The sequence below is a fragment of the Bacillus timonensis genome, from assembly GCF_000285535.1.
GTDB lineage: Bacteria > Bacillota > Bacilli > Bacillales > Bacillaceae_L > Ferdinandcohnia > Ferdinandcohnia timonensis.
Map to the genome: position 1 here is coordinate 25,728 of NZ_HE610993.1, position 20,029 is coordinate 45,756.

Consider the following 20,029-nt stretch of genomic DNA (forward strand, 5'->3'; position numbering starts at 1 on the left):
TTGAACTGTTATGTTGAGGGCATGTTATTATAGTGCTAAAATGAATTGAAATTTTTGATAAATAGGAAAGGCTTGTTAGCATATGAAATGGGGTATACGAAAAAAACTAATCTTTTTCTTAATGATCGTGACAATTCTGCCTTTTGGTTCAGCTATTGCTATCACTTATTTCCAAACAACAAAGTCACTCAATACCCAGTTTGTTTCGACGAATCACACTCTAATAGAAAATGGTGAAAAAGAACTAACAAACTATTTAGAGTCTGTGGCTGAGCTTTCTACACTACTCTATCGTTACACCCCCTTTATGAGTGTAATGAGAGATGGAATATCGGAAAATTTAAGCAATAACCAAGAAGAGGTAAGAAGAGCAATGGCCTATATATTTAATTCCCGGCCTGAAATTGAACAAATGCATTTATATATTGATAAGGAAAAGGACTCCTTTACAAATTATCATTCAAGTATCAGTGGAAGGGGAAAATACGAGGACATTCTATCACACCCCTATTATGCTAAATTAGATCGAAATAAGGATCTTTTCTCGGTGATTGAGCCACCCCATGAAATATACAGCTATAATGGGATGTCATTCATACCTGATTCAGAAAAACGGAATGTGATAAGTTTTCACACATCAATTAGAGATATACCATCGAATGACATATTAGGTTTTTTATCGCTTGATATTAATCTTTCAAAAGTTAAAGTAATCGCTAGCCGATTATATACAGTCGACAAAGAAGATTTTTATATCATGGATGAAAACAACATCATCATTTACTCTTCAGATGAAGAAAAAATCGGAACGAAAAATAATGAAACGTGGTTTAGTCAGGTAAAAAAAGAGCCAGAGGAACAAAAAAGTCTAAAGTGGAAGGATAAGCAATTTTCAGGAGTCATTGTTTATGATCAATTTCCTGCACCCTATCAGAAATGGTATATCGTAAAAAGAATTCCATTTGATGCTCTCTATCAAAGCGCTAGAGAAACCGTATGGATTAATATTGTGATTGGAATTGTAACTTTATTGGTTGTGCTGTTAGCAACGATTGTTGTTTCCTTCAAGACTACAAGACCTATTAAAATATTAATTGAAAATATGAAAAAAGTTGAAAAGGGAAATTTTGAAGCAGACTTCGATTCACTAGGGAACGACGAAATTGGACTATTGGGAAGGCATTTCAAATCGATGATTGATAGGATCGATAAATTAATCGAGAAAAAGTATAAGTTGGAAATTGAAAATAAAGCATCAGAACTTCGTGTACTGAGATCACAAATTAATCCGCATTTTTTGTATAATGCGCTCCAGTCGATTGGAACATTAGCGCTCAAATCGAATGCAGTTCCTGTATACAGGTTATTGACATCATTGTCTACTATTATGCGATACAGCATGAATGTGAAAGAAGATATAGTCCCTTTCTCATCCGAAGTGTCTCATGTAGAATCCTATTTACACCTGCAAAAACAGCGGTTTGAAGAACAATTTCAGTTTGAGCTAAATATCCAAAAGGAAGTACAGAATGTATTGGTACCAAAAATGATCCTTCAGCCGATAGTTGAAAATTGTTTCAAACATGGATTTGATCAGCAGATACACAAGTGCACTATTCAAATGGATGCTTTTCTACAGAGTGATGATATGGTTTGTATTCAAATAAAAGATAATGGGATGGGCGTAAATGAGGAACATCTCCAGAATATTCGCCAAGGTCTTTACCAACGATTTACGAAAGAGAATCAGATGAGAGAAACGATTGGATTAAAAAATATATTTGATCGTTTGCAAATTTATTATGACCATCAAGCAAAATTACTGGTTTCAAGCCCAAATGAAAACGGCTTTATCGTAACAATTGAAATTCCAAAGACCATGCCAAAAGGGGTGGAACAGTCATGAGAGTACTAATTGTCGATGATGAAAAGCATGTCCGAGAGGGAATAAAGCTGCTTGGAGCGTGGGAAGTGAATGGAATCAATGAAATTTACGAGGCGGAAAATGGAGAACAAGCTATCCAATTGATCCAAAAATTAAAACCAGAAATTATCTTTTCTGATATGAAAATGCCCAAGAAGGATGGAACCCAATTATTAGAATGGATTCATGTTAACCATCCTGAGAGTAAGACGGTAGTAGTTACAGGATACGATGATTACCACTATATGAGAAAAGCCATCCACTTTGGTAGTTTAGATTATCTATTAAAGCCTGTAGACCCTGATGTGTTAAATCATACACTTGAGAAAGCTGTAAATGAGTGGAAAAGAGAAGATGAAGACCGGAAGAATAAGGATACAAACCGTCAATTGATCAATGATATGAAACCATTTTATCGAGACCAGAAGCTAACTCAGCTTTTAAATAATGAAACAGAAGAGGATGAATATTATAAGCCATTTGGGTTTCATCCATCCAATCAATATAGAGTTGTCTTGGCTTGGTTGCAAGGAAAAACGATTAAGCTGTTTGAGAATAACCAAAATTTAGCCTACCTTACCGCCCTGGAATTAGTAAATGGGATTTTGTCTGAAAAAGAATCGGGCATCGCTTTTCGCTATTTATCGAGTAAAGGAGAAATAGTGCTTATTCTTTGGAATAACTTTGAGGAAATAGAAGCACTTTTAAACAGAATTTATTTGGATTTAAGGGATAACATGAATATTTCTTGTTCAATGGCGATAGGAAGACTAGTAGGGAGCCGTTCAGACTTAATCGATTCTTATCGTGACGCGAAAGAGATTTTACTAAGCCGTAATATATTGGAACAAAGAGATAACAAGGTCTATACAAAAGCAAGTTATGTTGAGCATGAATTAAAGAGTTTAATAGCCTACTCTTCTGCAATCGAACTTGCTGTGAAAGCAGGTAAAATAGAAGCCTTCGAGGAATTAATTCACCAAATCGAAAATGATCTTACAAAAAATTCTTATTTATCTTTCAAGCAGCTCTTGCATTTGGAAAATGACTACCAAGTAATCAGCAATCTCTGGCGGGAGCAATACCATCTTCCTGTTAACGGACCAGATGACTTAGAAAAGAGTGTTTATTTGTATTTTGACGAAAATGGCGTCTTTAATTTGAATCATTATAAGAAAAGAATAAAACGTGAGATTTCCCTTTTTTTAAGAAGGATTAAAAAATATACACCGAAAAAAACGACCAACGTAATTTATGATATAGCTAAATACCTGCAAGAAAACTTTGACAGGGATGTTAAACTGCAAGAGATTTCCGACCACTTTTACATCAGCAGGGAGTATATCTCAAGGAAGTTTAAACAGGAATTTAACGTTAATATTTCTGATTATGTTGTCAAAATCCGTATGGATAAAGCTAAATATTTTTTGAAAAACAGTAACTTAAAGATTTATGAAGTTGCCAATATGATTGGTTATCAAGATGACAAATACTTTCGGAAGGTATTCAAAAAAGTAGTAGGCATTACACCTAATGAATATCGGGCATCCGTTACGTAATAAAAGCAGGTTCCCCTATCGGGAACCTGCTTTTTCTTTAATGCTGTGTGCGACGCTTGAATGATGATGTTGGCCAAGGAAGTAGCCATAATGATTAGGAGCAATGGAGTTTGAATCTGTACGGTTTTTAGTTTTATAAGTATGATAGATATGGAGGTGATAGTATGGATACGATTATTTTTGATGTGGATGACACGTTATATGATCAGGCATTAACCTTTAAAAATACATGTACAAGAATCTTTGAAAAATCGTTTACAGAGGATGAGTTAGAAACCTTTTATAAAGTGAGTAGAAAACATAGTGATGCGCTATTTGATAAAACTGTAAATGGTGAACTATCAGTGGAAGAAATGCACATATGTAGAATTACAGATGCATGTGATGAGCTTAGCATTGCGGTTACTACAAAAATGGCACTAGATTTTCAAGAGGCATATGTTGAGGAACAACAAAAAATTACCTTATTTGATGAAGTGGTAGAATTATTTGACTTACTGTATCAGCAAAACAAACAACTTGCCATCCTAACAAATGGCTCTGAAGGGCATCAAGCAATGAAGATAAAGCAATTGGACTTAACTAGATGGATTCCTGCAGAGCATCTATTTATTTCTGGATCCATCGGCTATTCTAAGCCAACACGTGAAGCCTTTACTATTCTTGAAACAAAACTTCAATTAAAGAAAGAAAAAACTGTCTATATTGGCGATTCCTTTGCTAATGATATCGTAGGAGCCAAGCAAGCAGGCTGGCACGCCATCTGGATGAATCATCGTAACAGAAAAATACCTAAGGGTCCTTTTAAACCCAATCACATTGTGTATCACCCAAAAGAGTTACTAGAGCTATTTAAGAATAGCGAAATAGGTTCGGTTTTTATTAAGTAAAAAAGAAGCTTCTCAAAAGTCTAGTGACTACTGAGAAGCTTCTTTTATTCTTGCTAGAGTGTTTAAAAATGATTTTACATGCTAAATCTCAAATGTTCCTACACCTTATCAAAATGATCTGGATCTGCAAACATACGTTGGTCCTGATTTAGGGCATTAATTTTCTCCATATCCTCTTGTGAAAGTTCAAAATCAAAAACATTAGCATTTTCGGCAATACGGTGAGGCTTTACTGACTTTGGAATTGTGACGACTCCTGTTTGTATATCCCAGCGGATAATGATTTGGGCAGTCGATTTATTGTGTTTTTTTGCAATATCAACCAAAATCGGTTCATCAAGCAGGCCTCCTTGCATTAATGGAGACCATGCTTCAAGCTGAATGCCATGCATTTTACAAAAACGATGTAATTCTCGTTGATTAAAGCGCGGATGATATTCTACCTGATTAACCATCGGTATGATATCACAGTTTGCTATGATGTCTTCTAGGTGATGGATTTTAAAATTGCTTACACCAATCGCACGAACACGTCCATCCTTATACAGCTTTTCAAGCGCTTTCCATGTTTCTATATATTTACCTTCAGAAGGAAGAGGCCAATGAATTAAATAAAGGTCTAAATAGTCAATACCCAGCTTTTCCATACTACTATCAAAAGCTGAAAGAGTAGATTCATAGCCGTGATTTGCGTTCCAAACTTTCGTGGTGATAAATAATTCTTCCCTAGGAACATTTGACTCAGCAATCGCTCTGCCGACTCCTTCTTCATTTCCGTAAATGGCCGCAGTATCAATACTTCTGTATCCATTTTCAAGAGCGGCTTTTACTGAATTCACAACTTCCTCTCCATCTTTAACTTTAAAAACGCCAAAACCTACACATGGCATTTTTACACCGTTATGTAATGTAATTGTATCTTGTAAACTACCCATATTGTGTATCTCTCCTTATAAAAAAGTGTTATACCATCGAAATTATACGTTCACATAATTTCTCCATTTATGAATGGGTTGCCAGTTTAGGAGCTTCTTAGCTTTTTCATTATTTAACAAAGGATCAAAGCCAGTTATATCTTTTCTAAAATCTTTCACATCTGGGAAACATATTTTCATTAGTTGTCTACTTTCAATATCCATACTTGTTTCATCCGCACCAATATTAAGCGTAACAGAACCCAGCCCCTCCGCCTCAACGGCTAAACGATAAGCAGTCGCTGCATCTCGGGTATCAATATAGCTCCACAATATAGTCTTCCTTTGTTCAGGGTTATGGATGAATCCAGGGAAATTCTTATACATTTCAGGTGAAATAACATTTCCTAAACGAAATGATACTACCTGCATCCCCGTTCTACGGTAGATCATATCAGCTGTTTTTTCATTTACAATCTTAGATAAACCATAGCTTTCTTCCGGCAATTGAGGATGATTCTCATCTATTGGTACGTATTGAGGGTTTAGATTTTGCTTTGAAAAACAAATACCATATGAAGACTCACTGGAAGATATCACTGCTTTTTTAATTCCTAAATTCCCTGCAGCTTCTAAAATGTTATAAGTGGACATGACATTATTATGAAAGGTCACTTCATTAGGATGTGAGTATGCTACCGGAATAGCTGCAAGATGGACAACTGCATCAGCACCTGTTAATACACCATACACTTCACCCAGATTCGTTAAATCTGTTATGACCGTTCTGCATAGAGCTTCTTTTGGATATTTAATATCTGCATTAATAACTTCATAATCATGATTTAAAAATTCTTTTATTACCGCTGGACCAAGCAATCCACTACCACCTGTTACAACTACCTTTTTCATTCTACCCCTCCATATTCTATCGAAACATGATTAGACTTTATGTTTCATGTTTCCTTTTTCTTTGTTTATCCATTATACAAACCAAGTATATAATGAATGATTAGTAATTTTCAAGCAACTTTTGTTTCATTTTATCAGAATTATTTTAAGCAGTTTCGTTTCCTGCATACTTTCGGTAATTCCAGGGTTCTTTAATCCATATGTTTCGTTTGAAATCACTTTGGGTCAACCCAATTTGTCATACATAAATACCGATGCTTCCTCTTTTTGTACATAGGCCTGGATAGCCGGATTCTCTCAGATCTGAGAATTTTACAGGCACCTTAGCTCTCGATTAATCCGGTTTCCGTTAAGTATTCTTTGACTACCTCGTCGACGCTTCTTTCTTCGATATCGACTTCATAGTTTAACTTTCTCATATTCCGCTATAATATGGCGGATAATCGCTGAATACTGTCGAGTTTGAGGGAATTTTGATGAGAAAGGTGAAGTTGCGGTATGGATTAAGTGGAGTGGATCTAGCTAAAGTAGGTAGATATAGACCACGCATTCATTATAATATTAATGGGATTTAGCATTTCATTAAAATAGGTGAGTAAAAACAAATACTAAAACAGAGGTACCTAAAACAGATACCTCAGAACAGTTAAAATGGATTGGTTGCGATTAAACTAGCCGTTTTCACGTAAATACGTGGAGGTAGGCTTAATTGAGAAACGATGAATTCTGCAATGTCTTCTGGCTGCATGTATTTTTCATCATTGTTTTCAGTGATGAGCTTTAAGTCTGTTGCTAATTCAGTTGCTACAGTACTTGGAGTTAAGGCGGTCACTCGGATATTATTTCGTCGCACCTCTTGTGCAAGTGATTCCGTTAAACCAATCACTCCAAATTTTGATGCACTGTATGCACTTGCTGTAGCAGCACCCCCTAGCCCATTCGTTGAAGAAATATTAATAATATCCCCGCCATTTTTTTCAATAAGTTGAGGAAGAACTGTCCGTGTCACATAATACAGTCCCATTAGATTTACATCGATAATTCTTTTCCACTCTGTTGGATCCATATCCAAAAGGGTGTCAAATTTGCCAATCCCCGCATTATTTATCAAAATATCAGCTGTTCCTAATTCAGAAGTTATTTTCTGAACCGCTAGTTCTACCTCATTTTGTATAGAAACATCAACTGGTGCATAAGCAGCTTTTACTCCTAACTTTTCCGCTTCTCTTGCTACTTCCTTTAAGTTCTTCTCAGTTCTTGCAAGTAAACCAATATGCACCCCTTCTTTTGCCAAGGCAATTGCAACCGCCTTACCAATTCCTTTACCCGCACCAGTAATGTATGCAATTTTTCCTTTTAAAGATTGAACCATTACATATCTCCTTTCAAACATACAGAATCTCTGTTTCTTAGTATGTATAAAGAAAAAGATGATATACTTTCATTCCGTAACGATTGATTAATTAATTTCTCCAAGCAAGTCGTGCTCACCAAATGAAAAGTTTGTTTAGTAGGGCCTATGGCCGGTAGATCATACTCAAGATAGAATCTCCATGCTAAAAAAGGCTTCTCAAAAGTTTAGTCAACTTTTGAGAAGCCTTTGTAAAAAATATTGGCCTTAACCTTATATATCAAGGTTTGAGGGCATTATTACATCATGCCGCCCATTCCACCCATGCCGCCCATGTCAGGCATTGCAGGAGCATCTTTTTCTGGTAGGTCAGCAATTACTGCTTCAGTTGTTAAGAACATAGCTGATACAGATGCTGCGTTTTGAAGTGCAGAACGAGTTACCTTAGTTGGGTCAACGATACCAGCGTCAATCATGTTTACCCACTCACCAGTTGCTGCGTTGAAGCCAACACCAATTTCTTCGTTTTTCAAGCGTTCAACAACTACAGATCCTTCAAGACCAGCGTTGTGAGCGATTTGACGTACTGGCTCTTCTAATGCACGAAGAACGATGTTTACACCAGTTGCTTCGTCTCCAGCTAATTCAATTGCAGCTACTTTGTTATATACGTTCACAAGTGCTGTACCACCACCTGAAACGATACCTTCTTCAACTGCTGCACGAGTTGCGTTAAGAGCATCTTCAATACGAAGTTTGCGTTCTTTTAATTCTGTTTCAGTAGCAGCACCAACTTTGATGACTGCAACTCCCCCAGCTAATTTAGCTAGGCGCTCTTGTAATTTTTCTTTGTCAAATTCAGAAGTAGTTTCTTCCATTTGAACACGGATATTGTTAACGCGAGATGCAATCTTGTCAGATTCGCCAGCACCTTCAACAATTGTAGTATTTTCTTTTGTTACGACAATCTTAGAAGCGCGACCTAATTGAGTAATGTCAGCAGATTTAAGGTCTAAACCTAAATCTTCAGTGATTACTTGACCACCAGTTAGGATTGCGATATCTTCTAGCATTGCTTTACGGCGGTCACCAAATCCAGGAGCTTTAACAGCTACTGCATTGAATGTACCACGAAGCTTGTTTACTACTAGAGTTGCAAGTGCTTCACCTTCAACATCTTCAGCGATTAGTAATAATGGCTTGCCTTGTTGAACAACTTGCTCTAATACTGGTAGGATTTCTTGAATGCTAGAAATCTTTTTATCAGTAATTAAAACATATGGATTGTCAAGAACTGCTTCCATTTTATCAGAATCAGTTACCATGTATGGAGATGCATATCCACGGTCAAATTGCATACCTTCTACTACTTCTAGTTCAGTAGAGAAGCCTTTAGATTCTTCAATCGTAATAACACCGTCGTTACCAACGCGCTCCATAGCTTCAGCAATCAATTGGCCAACTTCTTTGTCATCTGAAGAAATAGCAGCAACTTGTGCGATAGACTCTTTTCCTTCAATTGGTTTTGAAATAGCTTTTAACTCTTCAACAGCTGTAGTTACAGCTTTTTCAATACCTCTACGAACTACCATTGGGTTCGCACCAGCTGTAACGTTCTTTAAGCCTTCACGAATCATTGCTTGAGCAAGAACAGTTGCAGTAGTAGTACCGTCACCAGCTACATCGTTTGTTTTGCTAGCAACTTCAGCAACTAGTTTTGCACCCATGTTTTCGAATGCATCTTCTAGTTCGATTTCTTTTGCAATTGTTACACCGTCATTTGTGATAAGTGGTGAACCGAATTTTTTCTCAAGAACCACGTTACGTCCTTTTGGTCCTAATGTTACTTTAACAGCGTTTGCTAATGCATCAACACCACGAAGCATAGCGCGACGAGCATCTTCACTAAATTTAATTTCTTTTGCCATTCTTAAGCCCTCCTCAAAAAATTAATGAAATCTTATGATATAAAATGCTGCATTCTATTAACCAATAACAGCTAAAATGTCGCTTTCACGTAAAATTAAGTATTCAGTACCTTCGTATTTCACTTCAGTACCAGCATATTTTGAGAAGATAATGCGATCACCAACCGCAACCTCTAAAGCTACTTTTTCACCACTGTCTAGTACACGGCCTGTACCAACAGCAACTACTTTACCTTCTTGAGGCTTTTCCTTTGCAGAATCTGGTAATACAATCCCGCTTGCAGTTTTTTCCTCTGATTCAACTAGTTCAATAACAACGCGATCACCTAATGGCTTTAACAAGTGAAACAACCTCCTCAAATAATTTTAATTATTAGTTTCGTCTTATTATTAGCACTCAAACCACCTGAGTGCTAACACAATTATTATATTAAATAATCTCACTCTTTTTTGCAAGTAATTTGATATAGAAATTTATAAAAAAATTCTATTTTTCCTGTAATCGTAAGCCCACCTATCTATCCTATGTTATAACCAGGAAAAATAAACCAGCAATTTAAATTCTATCAATGAAATTTTCGATTTGCATTATACTAATGGAGAGATATGAATATATGTTACAATACTAAGGGTGGACAATAGCTAAAATTATTCAATCCACAAAAAGGAGATTTTCATGAAAGCTCGATATTGGTATGTTATTTTAACGTATATCATCATGCAGTTCTCCGGCATTCTCGGTATCCCACTTTTGTTGTATGTAGGAGTTGGCGATAACTTAGACCCGAATACTGCAAAAAATATGATTATTGCACTTTGGACTGTTATTAGTTTTGTGGCCGCACTTCCGATTGTTCTCTTTTTATTACGACAAGATATTAAGGAACGTCATGAGAATCTTCAACGTTCTTCCAAAGGTGAAGCAGTTGGGTGGGCGATTGCAGGTGTATTTATGGCTATGACAGCTCAAGTCATTGCTGCAAACATCGAAATCCATGTTTTTGGTATTGAGGCTGGTTCTGAGAATACACAACAAATCTTGGCCTTGGTTAAATCATTACCATTGCTTGTAATCGTTGTTTCGATTATTGGTCCCATCCTTGAGGAAATCATTTTCCGCCAAATTATTTTTGGTTCCCTTTATAAAAAGTTTAACTTTTTCATCTCTGGCTTGATTAGTTCGTTAATCTTTGCCGTTGTACATATGGATTTCACTCATATCTTAATTTATACAGCAATGGGCTTTACCTTTGCATTCCTTTATGTACGGACAAAACGGATTATTGTTCCGATTTTTGCACATGTTGCGATGAATACTTTTGTAGTAGTGGTTCAAACAATTTTTGCAGATGATATAGAAAGGATTATGAAGCAAGCCGAGAAGCTGCAACAGACATTTATTGGAGGCTTTTAATTTATGCGAAGAACTTCACCTTTTGCAATGGGCATCATATACGCATTAATGGGGACTCTGTTTACCTATATTGCGATTGGTAGTGCGACTGAGACAATCTGGAACTTTTCCACCATTCTTCTAGCACTTGTCGCAACCTTTGACTTTGGTGTGGCAATCCGAATGTTTGCCCTACACACTAAAATAAGAAAAATTACAAAAACAAAAAATAACCTCATATTTGGAGGTTATTTTTTATTGGCTAGTTTTTTAGCATTTTGTTTATTCCATGCCATTCGCTGCCATCATTTCGGCTTTTAGTACTTTTCTGTAGGCACTTCTCGATACGAGAATACTGATTTCATATAATCCGAATAATGGTACGGTAACCATTAAATGCGAGATTATCTCAGGAGGTGTGATTAATCCTCCTATTACTAATAGAATAAAATATGCATACTTTCTTATTTTCGATAAAAACATCGGTGTAACAATTCCAAGTCTTGTTAAGAACATCACAACAACTGGCAGTTGAAACAAAAAGCCAAACGGTAAAGTAAGCTGCAGCAAGAATTGAAAATATTCATTGATTCCAATTACTTGATTAATATCAAGGCTCACAGCTAGCCGCGTCATAAAATTCACAACAAATGGAAATAAAATAAAGTAGGAGAAAGATACTCCCAGTAAAAACAAAAAGACTGAAATCGGAATATAACTCAAAGTTACCTTTCTTTCCTTCTCATACAACCCTGGACTAATGAAGGCCCAAAGTTGATACAGTAAAAAGGGTGAAGAGATAACCAGTGCAATAATAAAGGCAAAATTCATATAAATTTTAATTGGATCTGTCATACGGAAAGCATTCATTGTCAGTTCTTTGGCTTCCTCTGCATTTTGCAAGTACACAATTACCGGCTCCGCAAGAAAAAAGCTTCCTAATGCAACAATGAAGAAGAAAACGACCACATATATCAGTCGTTTTCGTAACTCTCCAATATGATCATAGACGGACATTTCTTTTTCGTTCATGTGACTCATCCTATCATTACTTCACATCTTGAGTTTCGTTCTTCTTTACATCATCATCGTCATCATCTGCTAAACCTTTTGTTGCGTTTTTGAATTCTCGCAATGTATTACCTGCTGCTTTTCCTAACTGAGGTAACTTCTTAGGTCCAAAAATCAATAATGCTGCAAATACAATCAATAAAATACTACCGAATCCAAGACTTCCCACGGTAAGTCACCTCCCTACATATTTGTTTTTTCTATTCTTCATTTGAATAATGCTTTAAAAAATAAACAAGTGCTTGTAACTCAACAGCCAAGTCAATATGGTGAACACGAATATGTTCAGGCACATTGATTCTTGCTGGTGTAAAATTAAGAATCCCTTTAATTCCTTTATTGATGAGGCGGTCAGTAATTGACTGGGCTGCCCCAACCGGTACCGTCAAAATGGCAACCGTAACATCATCCGGCAATTCTTTTTCAAGGTCATCTAAATGATGTACCATAACTCCACCAACACTAGTACCTACCTTATTATAATCCACATCAAACGCAAGCTCAATTTTTGTATTATTATTTTTCGAAAAATTATAATGTAAAAACGCAGTGCCTAAATTACCGACACCAATTAATGTAACTTTCGTTAACTCATCCTGATCAAGTGTCTTACTAAAAAAGGATAATAAATAATTTACATTATAGCCATACCCTTTTTTTCCCAATGCTCCAAAATAAGAAAAGTCTCGCCTTATCGTGGCTGAATCAACCTTTACTGCATCACTTAATTCTGATGATGATACCCTTTGCTTTCCTGAGGCATGCAAATTTTTCAAAAAGCGATAATAGAGTGGTAGCCTTTTGGCAGTTGCTTGTGGTATTTTTGATTGTTCATGATTCATGTTTTATTCCCCCACTACTTGCCTGATTATTCCCTTTTAAAATCTCCGTTCTTTCCACCTGTCTTTTCGGCTAAATAGGTTGGCCCAATAACCATACCTTTATCAACCGCTTTACACATATCATACACTGTTAACGCGCAAACGGATGCAGCAGTAAGTGCTTCCATTTCAACTCCTGTGCTACCCTTCGTCTTCACTGAAACAGTAATGTGTAGAATATATTCATCTCCTACCGTCCAACTAAATGAAATATCGACACCCTTCAATGCCAACGGATGACACATTGGGATTAAGTCCGACGTTTTTTTGGCTGCCATAATGCCTGCAACCTGTGAGACGGCTAGGACATCACCCTTACGTATCTTATTATTTATTATTTGCTCATAAATGATTTTATTTACAGTAATACTTGATTTTGCAATTGCAGTACGGACAGTATCTGCCTTGTCCGTAATGTCGACCATCTTAGCGCGACCCTGCTCATTAAAATGGGTAAATGATGTCATTTATCTAATCCTCCACTAGAACTATACACTATTTTACCACATCTGTCTTTGAAACGTATGTGAACATTATCATTGCAGTTGCTCTATTTAGATAATATAAGATACACTGTTGGTAGAAACAAGAGGTGAATTAGCATGATTTTACTACAAGTAAATCAGCTCAAAAAGTATTTTGCTGCTGATCTTATTTTATCGAATATAAAACTAGAAGTACAAACGCGTGACCGAATCGCCATTGTTGGCCGAAACGGCGCTGGAAAATCAACACTATTAAAAATAATTGCTGGCCAAATGTCTCATGATGGCGGTGAAATCATTAAACCTAAAAGCGTCACTGTTGATTATCTTGCACAAGACACGGGACTTGAATCCACTCTTACCATTTGGGAGGAAATGCTGACTGTATTTAAGCCATTACAAAAACTTGAAAAAGATCTTCGAAACCTTGAAATCAAAATGGGGGAGCCTTCCCTTTTTGAAAACCCAGCCGTTTATCAAAAACTACTCGAAGAATATGATCAGCTCCAAGTTGATTTTAAGGAAAAAGGCGGCTACCAATATGAAGCCGATATTCGATCCATTTTACATGGTTTTAATTTCACGGAAGAAGATTACAACACAAAAATATCCAGCTTAAGTGGTGGCCAAAAGACACGACTTGCACTATGTAAACTTTTACTAACAAAGCCTGATTTATTAATCTTGGACGAGCCGACTAACCACCTTGATATTAGCACACTCACATGGCTTGAACAATATTTACAAGGTTATCCTGGCGCCCTTTTAATCGTTTCTCATGATCGTTACTTCCTAGATAAAGTCGTCAATCAAGTCTACGAAATTTCAAGACACACAAGTACACGCTTTGTCGGAAACTACAGCAATTACTTAAAACTAAAAGCTGAAAACTATGAGATTGAACTGAAAAAATATGAAAAACAACAGGAAGAAGTAGAAAAGCTAAAAGATTTCATCGCTAAAAATCTTGTTAGAGCTTCAACCACAAAGCGTGCTCAAAGTAGACGAAAACAGCTTGATCGAATGGAAATAATGGACAGACCATTAGGTGACGAAAAATCAGCTTCCTTCCGATTCGAAATAGACAGACAAAGCGGTAATGATGTTCTAAGTGCAAAAGACATCTCCGTTTCGTATGAAAAAGACAAACCAATTATTAAAAATGTCAATTTTACTATTTTCCGTGAAGACAGTATAGCTTTAGTTGGTCCAAACGGGATTGGGAAGTCCACCCTGTTAAAAGCAATAATTGACAAGCTCGAACATGTGCATGGAACAATTCGGTTTGGTTCACACGTGACCATTGGTTACTATGACCAACAACAAGCAGACCTTACCTCAAATAAACGAGTATTAAATGAATTATGGGATGAATATCCTCTTAAAACTGAAAAAGAAATTCGTACTGTTCTTGGCAATTTCTTATTTTCAGGGGACGATGTGTTAAAAACAGTATCGACCCTGAGTGGTGGAGAAAAAGCGAGACTTGCCCTTGCTAAGCTCATGATGGAAAAATCAAATTTCCTCATTCTTGACGAGCCTACCAACCACTTAGATCTGGATAGCAAGGAAGTACTTGAAAATGCTTTAATTGATTATCCTGGGACCATTCTTTTCGTATCCCATGACCGATATTTTATCAACCGCATTGCTACAAAAGTTTTTGAGTTATCCCCAGATGGACTTACAGAATACCTTGGTGATTATGACTACTACCTCGAAAAGAAGTTCGAAATGGAAGAACTCGCTAAACTAGAAATGCAAGACAAAAAGGTTGATAAACGAGAAGTAGTCCAAGAAAAAACATCCTATGAACAAGAAAAAGAACTAAAAAAGCAAGAACGCCAAAGAAAACGCAGAATTGAAGAAATTGAACTTGAGGTATCGTCGCTTGAAGAAAAACTCGAGGAAAATGAGCAACTTCTATGTGATCCTGAGGTCTACCAAAACCACGAGGAAGTTCAGCGAATTAATGATGAAAATGAAAAATGTACAACAAAATTAGAAGCACTGATGGAGGAATGGGAATCCCTTCATGAAATTAGTGGATACTAACAGCCCATACCTTTTCACCTATCCACAAAATAAGATATCCCCATCTAAAAATTTTTAGAATGGGGATATCTTATTTATTTTCCACAAATTAATGAGTTATGCACCGACTTATCCACATTATCCACATTCATCAACAGGGTTATCCACATAAAATGTCCACAAATGCATATTAGTTATTTCAGTAGTTTCTATTAGTTTTCCACAAAGTCTGTGACTTTGTGGATTATTTATCAACAAAAAAAGCCCTCTTCTTCAAAAGAGGACTTTCTTCCTATCAAATGCAATGTTACATTTCAATATCTAATCCAGGATTTGCATTCAATGCATATGATGACCGTTTCCCTTTTTCATAAAGTACACTTCCAACTGCTGCAATCATCGCCGCATTGTCTGTACACAATGAAAGGGGCGGAATAATAAGCTTCACATTAGGCATTTCTGAAAATGCATGTTCTAAGGCTGCACGTAGACCTTTATTTGCGGCAACTCCACCTGCCAATAAAACCTGTTTAACTTTATATTCTTTTACAGCTTTCACTGTTTTCGTCACTAACACATCAATGACACTTTCCTGAAAGCTTGCTGCTAGATTCTTAGGTTCAATTGTTTCCCCACGTTGCTCCGCATTATGAAGAGTGTTAATTACAGCCGATTTCAACCCACTAAAACTGAAATCATATGAGTCCTCTTCTAGCCATGCTCTAGGTAAATCAATAGTCGCTGTTCCCTCATGTGCAAGTCGATCAATATGAGGACCGCCTGGATATGGAAGGTTAAGTGTTCTTGCGACCTTATCATATGCTTCACCAGCAGCATCATCCCTCGTTTCCCCAATTACTTTAAAGGATGCATGCTCTTCCATATAAACAAGCTCCGTATGACCTCCAGAAACGACCAGTGCCAATAAAGGAAATTCTAGCTCCTCGACTAAGCGATTTGCATAAATATGGCCTGCAATATGATGAACTCCTAAAAGAGGAATATCATGGGCAAAAGCCACTGCTTTTGCAGCATTTACTCCAATTAACAAGGCTCCGACTAAACCGGGACCTTCTGTTACAGCAATTCCATCTATGTCTGAGAAGGTAACCTCAGCCTGCTTTAATGCTTCTTCAATCACAAGTGTAATAGCTTCTACATGGTGCCTTGATGCAATTTCGGGAACAACCCCACCAAAGCGTTTATGACTTTCAATTTGAGATGCTACCACATTTGAAAGGATTTCACGCCCATTTCGTACAATTGATACGGCTGTTTCGTCACAGCTTGTTTCAATTCCCATGATTAATTGGTTATCACTCATTTAAATTCACCCACATTACTAGCGCATCTTCATTATTGTCTGTATAGTAATTTTTTCTTATTCCGCCAGGTTTAAAGCCTAGTTTTTTATAAAGATTTTGCGCAATATGATTGGACACTCTAACCTCAAGCGTCATCGTAACTGCTTGATGCTGCATTGCTAGAAGCTTCGCCTGCATTAGTAAAGCTTCGCCTAGCTTTCTTCCCCTGTATTCTGGGAGCACTGCAATATTGGTAATATGAGCCTCATCCAAAATTAGCCACATTCCACAATACCCGATAACCTGACCATTATCAGTCATAACAATATATTTTGCAAACTGATTATGAACAAGTTCGTTATAAAAAGCTTCCCTCTTCCAAGGGACCGTAAATGCTGATGTTTCAACCTTCATAACACCGTCAATATCATCTAAAGTCATAAAACGAAACAAAATCTGTTGGTCGATGATCTCTTCCATTCTTACCCCTGCCTCTTCCCTAACCAATTTGCTTCCGCCTCTGCCAAACGTATATAATTTGGCACAAATGTATGAATATCTACAGGCTCTTTTTTCATTCCCAAATCGGCTAATTCACTTGGTCTTGGATTCCAATCCGTATATGGTGCAACATATGCAAATTCCTTTAAATCTGTTTCTATTTGCTCATTGTGGATAACGATATCATTACCAATAAAAAGTACCGGTGTTTCTTTCTTTTTAAGCTCCTGAAGCCAGTCTGATAATAAAATAATTTTATCTTCTTCAACACACGACAGCGTCTTTCCCTCAAATTGATACAGACCTGTATACACTTGTCCACGACGTGCATCAAATAGTGGAGATATAAAGCCATTAAAAAATCTGCCATTTGCTGCAACCACTTCTAAGCTTGAAACACCAACCAATGGAATTTGCAATGACCATGCTAATGTTTTTGCAATTGTTACTCCGATTCTCACTCCTGTATACGAACCTGGCCCCATAGCTACTACAATTTTTTCAAGCTCCTTAGGCTTGATACCACATTCATTCATTAACTTTTCAATTGTAGGCATAACACGAACAGAATGATTCTTTGGTAAATTGGTAATGACCTCGCCAATCACCTTTTCCTCATCTACAATTGCGACCCCTAAAACATAATTAGATGTATCTATAGCTAAAACTTTCATTCGGTAAATAACTCCTCACATAAATGTTGATACCGCTCACCCTTTGGTATCACCGTAATCTTACGCTTCGTATCCCCTTGGTGTTCAATTTTTATAATAAGCCTGTCCTTAGGAAGTCGGTCTTCAATAAGATGTGCCCATTCAACAACAGTCACACCCTCGCCATCAAAATATTCATCAAAACCTAAATCTTCATCACTATGTTCCAAGCGATATACATCCATATGATACAAAGGAATTCTACCTTTGTATTCCTTTATTATCGTAAACGTTGGACTATTTACCGTTCTTGTTATACCAAGTCCTTTTGCAAGCCCTTTTGTAAAAGTTGTTTTTCCTGCTCCTAAGTCACCCTCAAGAGTTAATACATCACCCGGCCCTAGCTTTTCTGCCAACCGATATGAAAAACTCCCCGTTTCATCAGGTGTATTTGTGATAAACTCAAATTTTTTCATACATTCCACCTTATTTAGTAAAATGATTATACCCTTTCATCTCGAGTTTACATAACTCACCGTCTCTTTTTAGAAATACAGCTGGACCACCTTCTGAGACAGTTCCTACTTTCGTAAGAATATAACCATGTTTTTTCGCTTGTTTCTGTAGTATCTCCCAATCTGAAGCTGCAATAGTTCCAACCAATTCAAAATCTTCCCCACCATATAGGGCAAACTCAAGAGCACGATCTTGATGTTGTTTCAAAATAGCCTCACTGAATGGGATTTTATCTTCATCTATTAGTAGAGTAACACAGCTTGCCTTTGCAATTTCATTTGTTTCACTCGCTAAACCATCACTTATATCATTTAAAGAAACCCTTTCAAAGGTAGACAAAAGTCTCCCTATTTCAACTCTCGGAATCGGATACTGATGTTTTTGAATAAGGGTCTTCTCTGACTCTGAAAAAGAGTAATTTTTCTTATTATGTAATAATAAACTCAATCCTGCGCTAGAATCGCCAATCGTCCCAGAAACAAAAACGATATCTCCTGGCTGTGCATGACTGCGTAAAAGATGTTTTCCTTTTTCAACTTCACCAAGTACAGTAACTGTCACAACTAAATTTCCAGCAATTGATACAGTATCGCCACCGATTAAATCCATATGGTACTTATCTGCTAGCATTGCCATACCTTCGTAAATAGATAACAGTTCTTGCTCATTCCAATCCTTTGGAATCGCAATAGACACTAAATAATAGGTAGGGGTTCCACCCATTGCTGCAATATCACTAATATTCACAGCCAAAGCTTTGTAACCAATTTGATAAGGATCCATGGTTTTCTTTGTAAAATGAACACCCTCTACCATTGTATCCATGCAAATAATCTGTTCCATTTCTTGTGTTGGACGAAAAAGAGCAGCATCATCCCCAATCCCAGCAATTAAACCTGACCTGGAAACTCGCTTCGGTTTGATTTGGTCTATAAAGTGAAATTCATCCTGCAAAGCCATCACTGTCACTCCCATTATGTCAAAAAGAAATGTGTATACAAATTAGTGAAAAAAAGCCTTAGGACCAACGCCTAAGGACATTCATACATCAATATAAGTGTACCGTATTTATACAAAATCGGCAAAAAATAAATGATTTATTAAGTAGTGCGGTTTGATAAAGTCGATTTTCATATTGATGGAAGATTTTTTTAGGGTACCCAAAGGCTCTTGGACCTTCATACGCTTGATGAAGGACTTTTTCCTGGGATACTTGCTCCGTTCGGGACTTCATAACACCGATGAAGGACTTTTCCCTGGGCTGCTTGCTCCGCTCGGTCCTTCATAACCTCGATGAACGACTTTTCCTGGGGCTGCTCGCTCCGTTCGGGACTTTATAACACCGATGAAGTGCCGAATGAAGTGCTCCTCACTTCATTCTTCATTCGGTCCTAGATATGATTGAAAAAGATGGTATCCTTGTTAATTCTACTATTATCTCCATAAATAGAAAAAACCACAACATCGAATGTGTGGTAAACCCAATTCTTATACTTTTTAACAATAAAAAAACGAAACCATAGGTTTCGTGTGTTTACATATATGGCGGTCCCGACCGGGATCGAACCGGCGATCTCCTGCGTGACAGGCAGGCATGTTAACCGCTACACCACGGGACCATTTGGTTGCGGGGGCAGGATTTGAACCTACGACCTTCGGGTTATGAGCCCGACGAGCTACCAGACTGCTCCACCCCGCGATAATATTAAAGCC

20 protein-coding genes and 2 tRNA genes are annotated in these 20,029 nt (G+C 37.0%); 6 read left to right on the top strand and 16 right to left on the bottom strand.

The annotated features are described in order from the left end of the window. The first annotated feature begins 82 nt into the window (after positions 1-82). The 3 genes from BTHG_RS23555 (at position 83) to BTHG_RS23565 (ending at position 4,373) form a co-directional block, all read left to right on the top strand. Positions 83-1,906, top strand: coding sequence for a sensor histidine kinase (locus BTHG_RS23555; RefSeq protein WP_010285530.1), 1,824 nt, complete (start codon positions 83-85; stop codon positions 1,904-1,906). Beyond that, positions 1,903-3,483, top strand: coding sequence for a response regulator (locus BTHG_RS23560; RefSeq protein ID WP_010285532.1), 1,581 nt, complete (start codon positions 1,903-1,905; stop codon positions 3,481-3,483). The genes BTHG_RS23555 and BTHG_RS23560 overlap by 4 nt, the downstream gene beginning before the upstream one ends. A 164-nt stretch (positions 3,484-3,647) precedes the next feature. Next, positions 3,648-4,373 carry an HAD family hydrolase gene (locus tag BTHG_RS23565; protein ID WP_010285533.1) on the top strand — a complete coding sequence of 242 codons (726 nt, stop codon included), beginning with the start codon at positions 3,648-3,650 and terminating at the stop codon, positions 4,371-4,373. Positions 4,374-4,471: 98 nt separating this feature from the next. Here the strand turns inward: BTHG_RS23565 and BTHG_RS23570 are convergent, their stop codons facing one another. The 5 genes from BTHG_RS23570 to groES all read right to left on the bottom strand — a co-directional run bounded on the left by BTHG_RS23570 (position 4,472) and on the right by groES (position 9,820). Further along, on the bottom strand, positions 4,472-5,308 hold the full coding sequence (locus tag BTHG_RS23570) for an aldo/keto reductase (RefSeq protein ID WP_010285534.1): 837 nt from the start codon (positions 5,306-5,308) through the stop codon (positions 4,472-4,474). 42 nt (positions 5,309-5,350) lie between these two features. Next, the gene (locus BTHG_RS23575; protein WP_010285535.1) at positions 5,351-6,199 is read right to left on the bottom strand and encodes an NAD-dependent epimerase/dehydratase family protein; all 849 of its coding nucleotides are present in this window, start codon (positions 6,197-6,199) and stop codon (positions 5,351-5,353) included. A 646-nt stretch (positions 6,200-6,845) separates the two neighbouring features. Further along, positions 6,846-7,571, bottom strand: coding sequence for a 3-ketoacyl-ACP reductase (locus tag BTHG_RS23580; RefSeq protein WP_010285536.1), 726 nt, complete (start codon positions 7,569-7,571; stop codon positions 6,846-6,848). 278 nt (positions 7,572-7,849) lie between these two features. Next, positions 7,850-9,478: a chaperonin GroEL gene (gene groL, locus BTHG_RS23585; RefSeq protein WP_010285538.1), complete on the bottom strand. Its 1,629-nt coding sequence runs from the start codon at positions 9,476-9,478 to the stop codon at positions 7,850-7,852. Positions 9,479-9,535: 57 nt separating this feature from the next. Next, the gene (gene groES, locus BTHG_RS23590) at positions 9,536-9,820 is read right to left on the bottom strand and encodes a co-chaperone GroES (RefSeq protein WP_010285540.1); all 285 of its coding nucleotides are present in this window, start codon (positions 9,818-9,820) and stop codon (positions 9,536-9,538) included. Between the two features lie 334 nt (positions 9,821-10,154). Between groES and BTHG_RS23595 the strand changes: the two genes are divergently transcribed. Further along, positions 10,155-10,892, top strand: coding sequence for a CPBP family intramembrane glutamic endopeptidase (locus BTHG_RS23595; protein ID WP_010285542.1), 738 nt, complete (start codon positions 10,155-10,157; stop codon positions 10,890-10,892). A 3-nt stretch (positions 10,893-10,895) separates the two neighbouring features. Then, positions 10,896-11,192 carry a YdiK family protein gene (locus BTHG_RS27855; protein WP_026021951.1) on the top strand — a complete coding sequence of 99 codons (297 nt, stop codon included), beginning with the start codon at positions 10,896-10,898 and terminating at the stop codon, positions 11,190-11,192. Here the strand turns inward: BTHG_RS27855 and tatC are convergent. The 4 genes from tatC to moaC are packed head-to-tail and all read right to left on the bottom strand — an operon-like array spanning position 11,154 to position 13,290. Further along, positions 11,154-11,903 (bottom strand): twin-arginine translocase subunit TatC, encoded by a 750-nt coding sequence (gene tatC / locus BTHG_RS23605; RefSeq protein ID WP_010285543.1) that lies wholly within the window; start codon positions 11,901-11,903, stop codon positions 11,154-11,156. The genes BTHG_RS27855 and tatC overlap by 39 nt on opposite strands. A gap of 16 nt (positions 11,904-11,919) precedes the next feature. Further along, positions 11,920-12,111 carry a twin-arginine translocase TatA/TatE family subunit gene (locus BTHG_RS23610; protein WP_010285546.1) on the bottom strand — a complete coding sequence of 64 codons (192 nt, stop codon included), beginning with the start codon at positions 12,109-12,111 and terminating at the stop codon, positions 11,920-11,922. 31 nt (positions 12,112-12,142) lie between these two features. Next, positions 12,143-12,784, bottom strand: a complete 642-nt coding sequence (locus BTHG_RS23615; protein ID WP_010285548.1) for a redox-sensing transcriptional repressor Rex — start codon at positions 12,782-12,784, stop codon at positions 12,143-12,145. 26 nt (positions 12,785-12,810) lie between these two features. Continuing rightward, a complete protein-coding gene (gene moaC / locus BTHG_RS23620) occupies positions 12,811-13,290 on the bottom strand; it encodes a cyclic pyranopterin monophosphate synthase MoaC (RefSeq protein ID WP_010285552.1) in 480 nt (159 codons plus the stop codon). A gap of 135 nt (positions 13,291-13,425) precedes the next feature. Between moaC and BTHG_RS23625 the strand changes: the two genes are divergently transcribed. Then, positions 13,426-15,363, top strand: coding sequence for an ABC-F family ATP-binding cassette domain-containing protein (locus BTHG_RS23625; protein WP_010285553.1), 1,938 nt, complete (start codon positions 13,426-13,428; stop codon positions 15,361-15,363). Positions 15,364-15,649: 286 nt separating this feature from the next. Here BTHG_RS23625 and tsaD read toward each other — a convergent pair whose 3' ends face one another. From tsaD to BTHG_RS23660, 7 genes are all read right to left on the bottom strand, one after another. Continuing rightward, positions 15,650-16,666 (bottom strand): tRNA (adenosine(37)-N6)-threonylcarbamoyltransferase complex transferase subunit TsaD, encoded by a 1,017-nt coding sequence (tsaD, locus tag BTHG_RS23630; protein WP_010285555.1) that lies wholly within the window; start codon positions 16,664-16,666, stop codon positions 15,650-15,652. Next, positions 16,659-17,126, bottom strand: a complete 468-nt coding sequence (gene rimI / locus BTHG_RS23635; RefSeq protein WP_010285560.1) for a ribosomal protein S18-alanine N-acetyltransferase — start codon at positions 17,124-17,126, stop codon at positions 16,659-16,661. The genes tsaD and rimI overlap by 8 nt, the downstream gene beginning before the upstream one ends. A gap of 2 nt (positions 17,127-17,128) precedes the next feature. After that, complete coding sequence (tsaB, locus tag BTHG_RS23640) at positions 17,129-17,821, bottom strand: tRNA (adenosine(37)-N6)-threonylcarbamoyltransferase complex dimerization subunit type 1 TsaB (protein WP_010285561.1); 693 nt, start codon at positions 17,819-17,821, stop codon at positions 17,129-17,131. Next, positions 17,818-18,276 carry a tRNA (adenosine(37)-N6)-threonylcarbamoyltransferase complex ATPase subunit type 1 TsaE gene (gene tsaE, locus BTHG_RS23645; protein ID WP_010285573.1) on the bottom strand — a complete coding sequence of 153 codons (459 nt, stop codon included), beginning with the start codon at positions 18,274-18,276 and terminating at the stop codon, positions 17,818-17,820. Before tsaE ends, tsaB begins: the two co-directional genes overlap by 4 nt. A 10-nt stretch (positions 18,277-18,286) precedes the next feature. After that, positions 18,287-19,276, bottom strand: coding sequence for a thiamine-phosphate kinase (thiL, locus tag BTHG_RS23650; protein ID WP_010285575.1), 990 nt, complete (start codon positions 19,274-19,276; stop codon positions 18,287-18,289). Between the two features lie 583 nt (positions 19,277-19,859). Then, positions 19,860-19,935: transfer RNA gene (locus tag BTHG_RS23655), tRNA-Asp, on the bottom strand. A gap of 3 nt (positions 19,936-19,938) precedes the next feature. After that, positions 19,939-20,015: transfer RNA gene (locus BTHG_RS23660), tRNA-Met, on the bottom strand. Positions 20,016-20,029: the final 14 nt, after the last annotated feature.

Bases quoted from the DNA above. Each gene is read 5' to 3' on its own strand.
- BTHG_RS23555 (WP_010285530.1), top strand. From the start codon at position 83: ATGAAATGGGGTATACGAAAAAAACTAATCTTTTTCTTAATGATCGTG.
- BTHG_RS23560 (WP_010285532.1), top strand. From the start codon at position 1,903: ATGAGAGTACTAATTGTCGATGATGAAAAGCATGTCCGAGAGGGAATA.
- BTHG_RS23565 (WP_010285533.1), top strand. From the start codon at position 3,648: ATGGATACGATTATTTTTGATGTGGATGACACGTTATATGATCAGGCA.
- BTHG_RS23570 (WP_010285534.1), bottom strand. From the start codon at position 5,308: ATGGGTAGTTTACAAGATACAATTACATTACATAACGGTGTAAAAATG.
- BTHG_RS23575 (WP_010285535.1), bottom strand. From the start codon at position 6,199: ATGAAAAAGGTAGTTGTAACAGGTGGTAGTGGATTGCTTGGTCCAGCG.
- BTHG_RS23580 (WP_010285536.1), bottom strand. From the start codon at position 7,571: ATGGTTCAATCTTTAAAAGGAAAAATTGCATACATTACTGGTGCGGGT.
- groL (WP_010285538.1), bottom strand. From the start codon at position 9,478: ATGGCAAAAGAAATTAAATTTAGTGAAGATGCTCGTCGCGCTATGCTT.
- BTHG_RS23595 (WP_010285542.1), top strand. From the start codon at position 10,155: ATGAAAGCTCGATATTGGTATGTTATTTTAACGTATATCATCATGCAG.
- BTHG_RS27855 (WP_026021951.1), top strand. From the start codon at position 10,896: ATGCGAAGAACTTCACCTTTTGCAATGGGCATCATATACGCATTAATG.
- tatC (WP_010285543.1), bottom strand. From the start codon at position 11,903: ATGAACGAAAAAGAAATGTCCGTCTATGATCATATTGGAGAGTTACGA.
- BTHG_RS23615 (WP_010285548.1), bottom strand. From the start codon at position 12,784: ATGAATCATGAACAATCAAAAATACCACAAGCAACTGCCAAAAGGCTA.
- moaC (WP_010285552.1), bottom strand. From the start codon at position 13,290: ATGACATCATTTACCCATTTTAATGAGCAGGGTCGCGCTAAGATGGTC.
- BTHG_RS23625 (WP_010285553.1), top strand. From the start codon at position 13,426: ATGATTTTACTACAAGTAAATCAGCTCAAAAAGTATTTTGCTGCTGAT.
- tsaD (WP_010285555.1), bottom strand. From the start codon at position 16,666: ATGAGTGATAACCAATTAATCATGGGAATTGAAACAAGCTGTGACGAA.
- rimI (WP_010285560.1), bottom strand. From the start codon at position 17,126: ATGGAAGAGATCATCGACCAACAGATTTTGTTTCGTTTTATGACTTTA.
- tsaB (WP_010285561.1), bottom strand. From the start codon at position 17,821: ATGAAAGTTTTAGCTATAGATACATCTAATTATGTTTTAGGGGTCGCA.
- tsaE (WP_010285573.1), bottom strand. From the start codon at position 18,276: ATGAAAAAATTTGAGTTTATCACAAATACACCTGATGAAACGGGGAGT.
- thiL (WP_010285575.1), bottom strand. From the start codon at position 19,276: ATGGCTTTGCAGGATGAATTTCACTTTATAGACCAAATCAAACCGAAG.